9 protein-coding genes and 1 CRISPR repeat array are annotated in these 12,533 nt (G+C 42.1%); of the genes, 8 read left to right on the top strand and 1 reads right to left on the bottom strand.

The features are described 5' to 3' along the window. The first annotated feature begins 1 nt into the window (after position 1). The 7 genes from cas4 (at position 2) to KDW03_RS05040 (ending at position 9,554) form a co-directional block, all read left to right on the top strand. Complete coding sequence (cas4, locus tag KDW03_RS05070) at positions 2-586, top strand: CRISPR-associated protein Cas4 (protein ID WP_271436304.1); 585 nt, start codon at positions 2-4, stop codon at positions 584-586. Positions 587-786: 200 nt separating this feature from the next. Beyond that, positions 787-1,633: direct repeats of the CRISPR family, unit length 38 nt; unit sequence GTTTAAGACTAACATCCACCAAAACAAGGATTGAAACT. Between the two features lie 228 nt (positions 1,634-1,861). Then, a complete protein-coding gene (locus KDW03_RS05065; protein ID WP_271436303.1) occupies positions 1,862-3,373 on the top strand; it encodes a hypothetical protein in 1,512 nt (503 codons plus the stop codon). A gap of 566 nt (positions 3,374-3,939) precedes the next feature. Next, positions 3,940-4,182, top strand: coding sequence for a helix-turn-helix domain-containing protein (locus KDW03_RS05060; protein ID WP_271436302.1), 243 nt, complete (start codon positions 3,940-3,942; stop codon positions 4,180-4,182). A 100-nt stretch (positions 4,183-4,282) separates the two neighbouring features. Further along, positions 4,283-4,624 (top strand): hypothetical protein, encoded by a 342-nt coding sequence (locus KDW03_RS05055; protein ID WP_271436301.1) that lies wholly within the window; start codon positions 4,283-4,285, stop codon positions 4,622-4,624. Continuing rightward, complete coding sequence (locus KDW03_RS05050) at positions 4,615-5,109, top strand: hypothetical protein (protein ID WP_271436300.1); 495 nt, start codon at positions 4,615-4,617, stop codon at positions 5,107-5,109. The genes KDW03_RS05055 and KDW03_RS05050 overlap by 10 nt, the downstream gene beginning before the upstream one ends. A 126-nt stretch (positions 5,110-5,235) precedes the next feature. Continuing rightward, complete coding sequence (locus tag KDW03_RS05045) at positions 5,236-7,737, top strand: TIGR03960 family B12-binding radical SAM protein (RefSeq protein ID WP_271436299.1); 2,502 nt, start codon at positions 5,236-5,238, stop codon at positions 7,735-7,737. Between the two features lie 299 nt (positions 7,738-8,036). Continuing rightward, positions 8,037-9,554, top strand: coding sequence for a fibronectin type III domain-containing protein (locus KDW03_RS05040; RefSeq protein ID WP_271436298.1), 1,518 nt, complete (start codon positions 8,037-8,039; stop codon positions 9,552-9,554). 3 nt (positions 9,555-9,557) lie between these two features. On the opposite strand, the gene KDW03_RS05035 is transcribed toward KDW03_RS05040, so the two are convergent. Continuing rightward, positions 9,558-11,600 carry a hypothetical protein gene (locus KDW03_RS05035; protein WP_271436297.1) on the bottom strand — a complete coding sequence of 681 codons (2,043 nt, stop codon included), beginning with the start codon at positions 11,598-11,600 and terminating at the stop codon, positions 9,558-9,560. A gap of 334 nt (positions 11,601-11,934) precedes the next feature. On the opposite strand from KDW03_RS05035, the gene KDW03_RS05030 reads away from it, so the two are divergent. Further along, positions 11,935-12,519: a DUF996 domain-containing protein gene (locus KDW03_RS05030; protein WP_271436296.1), complete on the top strand. Its 585-nt coding sequence runs from the start codon at positions 11,935-11,937 to the stop codon at positions 12,517-12,519. Positions 12,520-12,533: the final 14 nt, after the last annotated feature.

Below are 12,533 nucleotides of genomic sequence, written 5' to 3'. Positions count from 1 at the left end.
AATGAAAGAGATCTTCTTCACCCCGTCAGATGTCATAGAATACCTCTTCTGTCCCAGGTTTACCTATTTCATGGAAGTTCTCAAAATTCCCCAACAAGAGCAAACACGAGAAAAAGTCCTGATCGGAAGAAGTCTCCATAAAAAAAAACAAAAAGAAAACACAACCTACCTCAGAAAAAGGCTCTCCATCAAAGAAAAAATAGTCAATGCCTATCTCATCTCCCCACGCTACCACATCAAAGGCATCGTCGATGAACTCTTATTCACCAAAAACAACCAAGCAATCATTATAGACTACAAATTCGCTGAATACAAAGAGTACCTTTACGATACATACCGAACCCAATTAGCCATGTATGGACTGTGTGTAAGGGATATCTATCAACGAGAGATAAAAAGAGGTTTCATAGTTTTCACAAGAAGCTCAAACAAAATGGTAGAAGTTTCTCTCTCTGAAGAAGACTACCACCACGTCCTGCATATAATACATAATATGCTCAAAATTATTGAATTTGAATACTTTCCCCCTGTCAAAAAAAACCAAAACAAATGCATTGATTGCACCTACCAAAAAATATGTGTATAAAAATCTTCCAATTTATTTGCAAAAAAAGAAAAACCCTTTTATAATTAAAAGAAAGCAAAAGAATTAAACAACAAAAAAACAATGCAAAAATTCCAGAAAGGAGAATAAAACCATTCAATGCCAGCATAAAAAACAAAAAAATAAAACCAGTTATAAAATAAATATGTTATTGTAAATAAAAGACTTACAACCTCATGGCTGTTTAAGACTAACATCCACCAAAACAAGGATTGAAACTGCAATACCTACCCTACTTTGGGTGATTATACCTTGGTTTAAGACTAACATCCACCAAAACAAGGATTGAAACTTGTCCAGAAGTAAAAGCGAAACAGACTTGTCCAAAGGTTTAAGACTAACATCCACCAAAACAAGGATTGAAACTATTCCGAGTCCGACCGATAGTTTCGAGACAATCTGTTTAAGACTAACATCCACCAAAACAAGGATTGAAACTGACAACCTCTCGAAGCGACACCCGCAACTAGCAAGAGTTTAAGACTAACATCCACCAAAACAAGGATTGAAACCTTCTGGACAACAAAACTAGGAACACACTCCTGGAAGTTTAAGACTAACATCCACCAAAACAAGGATTGAAACTTGAAGCATGGAGTAGATGTGAATGCGGTGGATAAGGAGTTTAAGACTAACATCCACCAAAACAAGGATTGAAACATAATTCAAGTGGCAGAAGCCACAAAAAAGAGGCAAGTTTAAGACTAACATCCACCAAAACAAGGATTGAAACTACCACACAAGAATATACAAAAAGTTTTGCACATTTGTTTAAGACTAACATCCACCAAAACAAGGATTGAAACTCGATTCGTTTCTAAATTGTTATGCGGTAAACAAGCGGGTTTAAGACTAACATCCACCAAAACAAGGATTGAAACACAGGAGATACTGGCACAGGTAAATCTGCTGCGTTAAGTTTAAGACTAACATCCACCAAAACAAGGATTGAAACATTATGGGAAAACGGTTTTTGACATGGCGGCATTAAGTTTAAGACTAACATCCACCAAAACAAGGATTGAAACATCATCCCGGCCTCATCGATGAACACGATTTTGTCGTTTGAATGCCACTTCCATTAAAACAAGGATTGAAACTTCCTAGAGAGAGATTAATATCCCTATTTGGGGGTCATTTCAATGATCATTAACAATTTTGTTTTTATAAAAAAAATTGCATTTTTTAAAAGAAAAATTTATAATATATACAGACGTCACATTAACTATACCCTATTATAATTATAAGGAGGAAAATATGAAAAGATTAATATTTCCATTGTTTGCGACGACGCTTCTTTGGGCTTTAGGGTGTACTATGAATATCCCGGATTCAGAAGGGGGTGTGTTAGGCCCCGCTCGCCCCCCATCTAGCACCAACACTAACGCTAATGACACACCTCAAACCAATACTAATACTAGTTGGGTGCCTCCAGACGGATATCTCGTCTATGACCATTCGCCCGAAGCAATAGATACACTTCAAAAAATTACCTATGCTACAACACCAGAGTATTTCGTGCTGGCTTCCTCAACCAATACAGCTCCTTACGGCGCTATCTTGTATCACCTCGAACTCCCGAGCTGGCTCGTAAATACTGACGCCTTTTCTAACATTAACGTTAGTAACGTTTTTCAATGGTATTTTACTAACTTCTTTCAACAATACATCTTTGATTTTTGTTTTAGTAACAGAGGCGAAAACAAGGCCTGGCGATTGGTGCTCGGAATTATTAGATACAATGGGCACGGCCTTTTTGACCCACCCGACTATCTCTACTTTAGAGATGTCGTAAATAGAGAGTTCCCAGAAGAGGGAGAAATGGGTTCCCGCCCATCTCAATGGTATATTAGTGCTTATGAATCCAATGGTTATAACAAGTTCATCCCAGACAGTGTGTTTAATGTCTTTCTTACACCACCCGCTTGGCAGCTTAACGGACAAAAAGTACCGGCTATCCAGTACGCCTGGCTCTTTAAATTCTATAAGAACACATCAAACAGGTATGTCCAATTTGCACAAGGCCGAGATTATCAAGGAATGGCAATTGACCCTAATACGCTGGGGAGCATGAGACTGTATCTGTATGTTACCAGTAATAGACCCTTCCCTATAGGATATTACTACTTTTATGTGGCTGCCGAAATCTCTAACTTTATCAGTGGACAGCAGCTTGTAATAACTAATAACAAAACATATTTTATCTTTAACACCAATGGTGTCGCACATGCACGACTTGACGATGATTCAGAGCCACGTGGGCATATGATTTTTTGGCGCGGGGACTATGATCGAAACCATGATTTATGGTATGAAACAAACTACGTAGCTTATTTTGCATCAAACGGATACTATCACACGGCCAGAACTCACATCTCTACAAGTGACCAGGGGGATATAGTGTTTTACACCAATGCGCCAAGACTCGGCGTCCAAACCTTTGAAAGCGCTAAATCTACAAGGCTTGCGTCTTTCTCTTTCCCGTTCCGAGTGCACTGTACATCACATTTTGATATGGCTTATTCTTGCCTATACGGGCCAACCATTCAGCCTGTGTGGATAAGAATAGGCAACGCACCAAGTGACTATGTGCGCGGCATCATTATGAATGTATGCGCTAATCAAGCTCTGTTTTCTGGTTTAGGGATGGCTGTGCCGGATTCTTTTGCCGGAGACGTTTTTATGTATGAGTATGCTAGAAACACCTTCTCGTTTTTTATCTTTGTGCCTGAAGAAGACTTCCATAGGGTTACCAACGCCTTGAATTAACAATGGTTATAAGCTATAGCATCACGTAAGCACATACACAAAAAAAGGAGGGAGGGGACACCCCTCTCTCCTTTTTTATATATATATATGTGTAAGGAGGTGCGTAAGACTGCGTTGTCTTTATTTAAACCCACCTTTGTTAAAAATAAGATTGATCTTAAAAGGTATCGTCTCGTTTCCAGCATTGGTATAAATTCTTATGTCAAACCCTAAAAAGGCACTGGACGTTTCATCAAGGGTATAGACGACCTTGTTGTTTGCTGTGTCTGTATGGCTGTACTTCCAATCTCTTATGGTTACCGCTTTGCTTGTTGGATTAAACATTAACCTTGACGTTGGGAATATGGTGTTTTTAGAAACTATGCCAACTGTGTTTGTCCATGGGAACCTTGTATTAGTAATATTTTGAACATTATTAGAAGAAATTTGATACACAGCTTTCACCACATACTGTGTTATGTAAAGTTCGGTATTGGTGTGTCGAAAACAATTTAAAATTTCACACTTTGTGCAAATAGAAATGTCACCTTTTAAAATACTGCAACTAAAAAAACGAGAGGTTGCAGATGAGAGAGGTGATAACGATGACACTTAAAGCACAGAAGAGGGCAAAAATACTGGAGATGGTAAAGAACAAGAAAATCAAGCAGAAAGATGCTGCAATAATACTGGGGATTTGCAGAAGGCAACTTATTCGAATTTTTAAAGAATATTTATCAAAGGGTGATGAAGCCCTCAATCACAAATTAATAGGCAAACCGGGAATCACAGAATTTAGCAGTGATATCAAAGAGAAATTATGCAGATAGTACGGAATAATTATAAAGGTTTTAAGCCGACATTTATAGCTGAAAAGCTTTATGAGGAACATCATATAAAAATAGGAGCATCAACGCTTCGTTATGGATGATGGAAACAGGATTGTGGAAGAAAATAAGAAAAACTGCGAAACACCGTACCAGAAGGCCGAGAAAAGAGCATTTTGGAGAAATGATTCAAATGGACGGCAGCATTCACGACTGGTTTGGGACAGGCAAAGAAGTCTGTCTGATGAATATGGTGGATGATGCTACAGGCACATCTTACGGTCTTTTCGACACAGGAGAAACGACACAAGTAGCGCTGCAATGTTTGTTTGACTGGATAATGAAATACGGTATTCCTTATTCGATCTATTGTGATTATAAAAGCCTGTTCTATACGAAACGGGAAGCGACCATAGAAGAACAGCTTGCAGGAAATTGCCTCTAACAAAGTTTGGAGAGGTCTGCCATAGGCTGGGGATAGAAATGATATATGCCCATAGTCCCCAGGCAAAAGGACGCGTAGAGATGGAATGGGATCCATCAGGACAGGTTAATAGCAGAAATGAAACTAAAAACATAAAGGATATTGACAGTGCCAATCGTTTTTTGAAAGAATATTACTGGGAAAAGAATAACCGAAAATTTAGTAAAAAACCTCTGTCGGATGAAGATTTTCATATTGCATTAATGCCTGATCAGGACTTAAGGAACTATGTTTGTTATACGGCCGAGTGCAAAGTCTATAGAGATTATACAATAAAGTTTTCTAAAAGAATATACCAGATTGAAAAGAAACAACCTATAGCCATAAAACCCGGGGACAATGTTATCTTAAAAACCTGGCTTGATGGAAGTATACATATTTTTAAGAAAAATATCGAATTGAACTTTTTTGAAATAGATGATTATGGTCGTAGAGTTTCGGCATAAAAAAGTGACATTTCTATTTCAATAAAAAGGTGACATTTTAATTTATTTGACAGAGAGAAAAATCCTCACACTTGCAAAATCTGAGACTTCTCTGTACACTAATACTATCTTTTCCCAGGGAGCCACATGGTAGACTTTCGTTTCATCGAACAACATATCCTCCCCTATGTCGAGAAACCTGCCCGCTACACTGGAGGAGAGGTTCACAGTATCCAAAAATCCCACAAGGGTCGAACCACCCTCGCTCTGGTTTATCCCGATATCTACGAGATAGGTATATCCAACCTTGGGATACGCATTCTCTACGATCTCGTCAACAGGGATGAACGATTCGTCTGCGAGAGAGCTTACACCCCCTGGTTAGACATGGAAGATCTCCTTCGAAAACATCGCATCCCCCTCTACTCCCTCGAAAGCAAAACACCCCTCGCGCATTTTGACGTGGTGGGATTCAGTTTCCAGTACGAACTTCTCTACACAAACTTCCTCACCGTTCTTGATCTTGCCGGCATTCCCTTTCTCTCATCCGAACGCACTGAGGATCATCCCCTTATCATTGCCGGCGGACCGGTGACAGGCAATATTGAACCCGTAGCTGATTTTCTTGACGCCGTATGTGTAGGCGATGGAGAGACTGCCCTGCTAGAAATGATGGAAGTGCTCCACAACCATCCACATGCTTCCAGAAAAGAGATTCTCTCCATGTTTGCTGATATCCCGGGGGTATACGTACCCTCCCTTTATACACTCAGCAAAGAGAATGGTTTTGTTATCCCAAAGGGAAAACCCGTCATCGTTCGCCGCGAACCCGATCTCGAGAACATTCCTTTTGTCACCAAACAGCTTATCCCAAACTGCCAGGCTATCCAAGATAGAGCTGTTGTAGAGGTTGCTCGTGGTTGCACGAGAGGATGCCGATTCTGTCAGGCCGGTGTTCATTATCGTCCGGTGAGAGAACGCAGCATCGCGACCATTCTCCAGCTCTCCCGGGAAGTGATCCGAGAGACAGGTTACCGGGAATTTTCTCTTATCAGTCTATCCATTAGTGACTACTCCGCTCTGGCTGACCTTCTCCCCCTGCTTCATGAGCAGTTTTCCCCCCACGGGATATCTTTTTCCCTCCCAAGCCTGCGGCTGGATTCTTTTACCATCGATCTGGCAAAAAGTGTTCAGGAAATACGCAAATCCGGGCTCACCTTTGCCGTAGAAGGCGCAACCGATGAGATACGCCGAGCTATCAACAAAACCGTCACCACCGATAACCTCTGCGAGGTCATCTCCATCGCTCAAAAACTCGGCTGGAAATCCGTCAAGCTCTATTTCATGATAGGGCTCCCCTACACTACACCAAGTGAAGAAGTGCTGGGCATCCAACATCTTCTCGAGAGTCTTTCCCAAAAGTTTCCCTCTATCACCATCACAGCAAGTGTAGCTGTCTTCATCCCCAAACCCCACACCCCCTTCCAATGGGCTGGACAAATGGACCCGGATGAAGCCCTCTCCCATTTCCAGAACCTCATCCACATTTTCCGGCACAAGAAAAAAATCCAGATCCGGTACAACCATCCCCACTTAAGCTTTCTCGAGGGTGTCTTTTCCCAGGGGGATCGGCAGCTCGGACAGGTCATCCAACTCGCCTGGAAACGAGGAGCCCGTTTTGACGGATGGAACGACCAGATCCAGATAGAGCTGTGGAAAAGCTGTTTTGAAGAGCTTGGCATTGACCCCTGGATGTATCTCCGCCCAAAAAACCTGGATGCCCCCCTTCCCTGGCAGATCATCAAAACAACCTCAGAAACCTTCCTCAAAAGAGAAAACGAAAAAGCCTCTCAGCATATATTTTCCGACGACTGCCGAGACAGGTGCAGCAACCAGTGTGAGGTATGTGATTTCCGCATTATTCGGCCAAGAAACGCTCAAGAAAAACAAGCCATGATAGATCCCCATTTTCTTTCCAATCTCTCCATCGATGCCTCCCCTCAAGCTATCCTCAGATTCTCCTTTGAAAAGAAAGATCTTGCCCGCTATATCTCCCCCACCGACCTCGAAGAAACCCTCTCCAGGGCTGTCATCCGCGCCAACCTCCCCGTTTGCTACACCCAGGGATTCAACCCTCATTTTCGGTTTGCCTTTCTCTGGGCTCTCCCTCTCGGCTTCGAAAGCTTCATGGAGCTCGCCGAAGTAAACATATGGCAAACACTTCCCCCCGAAGAATGGATCCATCGCTTCAACGAAGTCTTACCAGAGGGACTGAAGATCAATGGTGCCAGAACCCTTCTCCTCGGCACCCCTTCTCTCAGCCAACAAGCCAAAAACCACCTCTGCACCCTCCAGATTGAGGGACCATCTCTTTATCCCTCTCTTCAGCACATCCCTGAGGATGCCCTTGTCATCAAAAAAACCAAATCAGGGGAAAAAGCTCTGCCCATCCGAAAGTACCTCCTTCACCTCGAATCTGAAAAAACCACCCGAGTCACCTTTCTTCTCGAAGACGGGGGGCTCCGTGTCCAGGATGTGGTCGAAGCTGTCACAGGGGTACCATTACCGGAGATGTTACGCTTTTCTCCCACGATAGTTTCTCGCCACCTTATCCAAAATGGCGCAAACATCCCTCTGCTGGATCTCTAACCCCCATTCCGAATCTCATTTCTTTGCTATTGACAGGAGAAAAACACAGGCTATTACCCTTTTTCAGCAATTACCCTTTTCAGGCTATGTACCACCCAGGGTAACCAGCGAAAAGGCACAAAGGGTTCAAAACCTTTTGTCCCAAATCCCCTGCAAAAAAACCGAAAAATGATAACGCTTTTTCCCCTCTCGTATACTATTTTTTGATATGTCATCTCGTGTTCTCTTGCCCCCCTATGAGGCACTCATCTCAAGATTTCCTCCTTTTTGTCGAAAATATCAAAGATAAGGAGGGTTTCATGAGGAATGCTCTCATATTTTTCCTTCTTCCAGTGCTCCTGTGGGGCACCACGTTTGAACCCATAGAAAAAAAGACCTTTTCGCTCGCTACCATGGAGTGGTACCATATCCAAAATCTTCAAATTGTTAGCCAAAAAAACGCCCTCTACCTCAAACTTCAGGAAGAAAAACCCGCCTCTGATCTCAATCAGGACCTTTTTCTGGACTTCGAATCAGAAAAACCCCTTCTCAAAAACTATCAAATCACCTACGAAAACTACATCCCCAACGCCTTTCAAACCAAAAGCAGCAAAAAAAGTGCCAAATTCTTCACCAAAAATCACAGTCTCCGCCTCCTTCCCAAAAGCACTGCCATCCTGCGTCCTGGCTCCATTCTAGGAAGCTTTACCATCGAATTTTGGGCTTATTTTTACCAGATATACGAAGGCCAATCCATCGCGGAATTCATGGGCAACAATCTCGGGGAAGAAAAAGACCAAAACAACTATGGACTAAGCATCAGTATCAAAAACAACCGCCTCACCTATCGCTTTGAAAATTTCTTCTGGGATGGAGATGAAAGCTACTCCTTTGAAATCACGGAGGACCACCCTATAGCGCTCAACAAGTGGGAACATCACGCAGTTTCATTCAATATCCTGGATGGCAAACTCGCTACCTATCGAGAGGGAATAGAACAGCAAATCATCTGGGTAACCCGAAACCGTCGCCCTCGTTCCCCCATTCTCATCCCCATGGTAAAGGAAGAAGTCCCGGCTTCTCTCACGTTAGGCAGAGGTGGATTTTTCTCGCTGGATAATTTTGCTATCCTCTCCATCTACAAAGACGAATACAACATACAAAACTATCACCAAAAACCCGCAGAAATGATCACTACCGTTCAAAAAATGCCCTTTCTTTTTGAGATAAAAGGGCTAGAGATTCTCTCAAAAAACCCCGAGGAACCATTCCTTCTCAAGATAGCCTACCGTATATCCAACCAACCCTTTTCTCCCTCTGATACCACCCTTCCCTGGGTATACCTCCCTGCCAAAGCAAACGAATTTCCTTCTGAGATGCGCGTCGGAAAATACATCCAGTTCAAAATCCAGTATTTCCCTTATGAAAAAAATCAAACAACCCCACTTTTATCAAGCCTCTCATTACAATACACCATCTACGAAAAACCCATTACGCCGATTATTCTTTCCTCAGAAGCCGGTGATGGGACGATAACTTTATCGTGGCTTCCATCCCCTGAAGAAAATTTGATAGGATACGAGATCTATTACGGCGAACGTTCTCAAGAATACGATGGCATATCCAGCCAGGCTGGTCCTTCGCCCATTTTTCTCCCGTACAAACAACAGGGAAAACTCCAGCCCATCACCTACACACTTACCGGTCTTGCCAACGACAGAGCATATTTTGTTTCGGTACGAGCCGTAGACAAATGGGGACAAAAATCCGAATTTTCACAGGAAATTGTCCTTTTACCAAGCGACATCCACAAAACACCACGATACAGCGTCAAATAACATTTACTTTTTTTGTTTCTGCTGATGGAGTTGCATTGCAGCAGAGGCCATCCAGAGGGTAATATACGCCCGAAAAGCATCTTTATTGTGGATCTTCTCCACGAATTTCTCGGCATGCATAATATTATTCACCTCATTTTGGACCACACTAGCATCGATATGCTTGAGAAACTTCAGACGATTTAAAACCTTACTATGAACAAGATCATAATTGTCTTTTTTAGCTTCAGGGCTCAAGGTTTTGTTCCACTTGTCGCCAAGATTTTCCAAAATCTTCTCCAGAGGTTCTTGACCCGTTATAGATCGTATCAACGCCTCTAAAGAGGTGTCATCCACTTTTGTTTTCTGGGTCGCCTGCTGCACCTCAGAGAGAGAAATATACGTTTCTTCTTTTTTCCCTTTTTTAGCCTTACTTGCCGCAAGCCACTCTGAAACCTCTTTTCTCTCAGCAAGAGCCCTTGTAAGCGCCTCATCCATCTTCTTGCCAAAAAGCCCAAAAAACCACTGAAAAGGCTTCACCAAAAAATTTAAGAAAAACTCCACAAAATTGAAAGGAAGGTTAGTCTCTGCCAGCTTGACCAGATCAGCGTAAGAAATCCGAAGAATCTCATCCAGCGGACGACGTACAGGGGAAGTAACATTATCCATGTCCTCAAAGAAACGCAACGCCTCTGATTTAATAGCGGGAGTTTTCTGACAATGATAGTAAAGAAACTGAAAAAGAAGTGGGGTATTATTAAGAAGATCTGCCAGCATGTCATTTTTTTCTTCTACCAGCTCCTGGAGATAGATAACAAAAAGATCCTTGGTTTTCATAAACGGCATGCGTAAAAAATCCGACGCTCTATCCTCAGCCTGACGTTCAAGGTTTTGCTTGATATCGAGAGCAACACTATCCAGAAGATCAAGAAAAATCTTCAGAAAATGATTACGATGAATATAACGAACTTCACCATTTAAACGAAAAACAAAAATAGCCGGAGGTAACCCCTCCTTCTCAGGGACCGTATACGCATCAAAAAAAGATTTGACCAGATCAAGATAATCGTTCTCTTTTAAAGCCCGAAGCACCGAGCTTTTCTCCCAAAATCCCAACACCTGCCTATGAGAAAAGGGCACCGCATACCTCTCGAAGATCTGAATAATAGCTTTCATTGCCTGATTGCGGTAATCTTCCTTTTGTACAGCTTGCTTATCCAGAAAGGTAAATGCCTGCAATATCCACCCTATCTGGAAAAGCAGTTTCTCCTTTTGTGGATCCACACTTGTGAGTAACTGATGGCAAAATGCCTGGATAAGGGTTACATCTTTTTGAAGCCAGCCAAAAAACTGTTCAACATTTTCAATAGATGGCATCGTCGCCTTATGAAGCTGGCGCATTTTGTTTACAAAGAGGGCAAAAAGGTTAGGTTGGGTTTGGAAGATTCTGTCAAGCCTCTCCCAGGCAATCTTGGGAAGTGATATAAAATCCTGGGCTGGCACTACCATATCGGTTTCGTTAGGAAACTTCACAATAACAATAAGATCCTGCTGATCTTTAATCTCTTGAAGAAAAGTAACCGAAAGAGTCTGAATATCCACCTCACGCACAAACTCCGAAGCACGCACCTCAGGAGGAATATTTTCCATCGTTGGAAAGGGTTTTGGATTAGACACAGCCGGCAGATATAAGGCATTACGAAGGTTGACAATAATAGGAATAATCTTGTTGGCCGGGTCACGGGGATCCTGGAGAATAAACCCTATCACCTTACCATTCTCTTGAATAGGCGAAAGATAAAGATTTTTATACAACACCTGATAAACATTTTGGAGAACTGCAAGCATCTGCTGCTCATTCTGGAGATTGCGGTTATTGATCTGGACGGCGTAAGAGAACAGATCTTTATAGAAAGGTTTTAGCAAAATCTGGGAAGTATTGTATTTTTCAGCATAGCGACAGATCCCTACAAACAGATCAACCTCATCCTTATTGGATATGCCAATACTATGCGCAAGCTCAATCTGCCTCGCCTCATCCGCATGAATCCATTCTGGAAACCGCATTCCGACCACCTTTTTTTCTTACTTTATAATATTACAATAAAAAAAATATTCTGTCAAACATTCTCTCTCTCCCAAGAGAGACCCTCTCACACCACAAAGTCTCTTTGCCCAAAAAACCTCAAAGAAACAAAGAAAAATAGCACCTCAAAACCGCTTGTTTTTTTATTTTCTTATTACTTCGACAAAAAAGATTCCCCTTATGAGAAAACCTTTCCCCCATTCTCTATAAATCACATTGCCACTAAAAAAGACGACAAAAACACCCCCATAAATTGACAAAACAAAAAATAGGCTTACAATAACGGAAGAAAAAACCTTTATTAAGGAGGTGCGTATGGATAAAAACACCAAAACCCTTCTCTCTGTAGGGAGTCTTTTGATTATCCTGGGTGTTGTTCCTCATTTATTTTGGGTCGGTATTGTAGGCATGGTACTTTTTCTTATAGGTATCCAACAGTTTTCCCGTTCTGTACAAGATCACAACCTTTTCTCTGATACTTTATGGGCATTTCTCATTCCTGTCATTGGGCTGACGATCCTGAGTTTTGTTATTATAGGAACTTTTGCCACTACTTTCTCAGGAGCCATAATACGAGGAGAAGGTATACCCATGCGCGGTTTTCCCGGCAGATTTTCTTCACCTTTTGCTTTTTTCTCTGCCGGTGGTGGGCTCATGTTTCTGGGGGGGATAATTACCGCTCTTATCGCCTGGACTTTTGCTATCGTGTATGGCATCAGGATGCAAAAAGTTTCCCTTTCTCTTGAAAACTATCTTCATAACAATCTTTTCCGTACAGCAGGTTCTCTTTTCTTCTGGGGAGGCTGGCTCTCCATCATCCTCGTCGGGATGATCCTGATATGGGTAGGATGGCTTCTCTACACTATTGGATTCTTCTCCGTATCTGAAAAGGGGGTGTAACCCTCTCCACCAGG

This window comes from Thermospira aquatica, assembly GCF_023525255.1.
GTDB classification, from domain to species: domain Bacteria; phylum Spirochaetota; class Brevinematia; order Brevinematales; family Thermospiraceae; genus Thermospira; species Thermospira aquatica.
The sequence above is the reverse complement of the archived record's forward strand: the minus strand, read 5'-3'. Positions and strand labels throughout refer to the sequence as shown.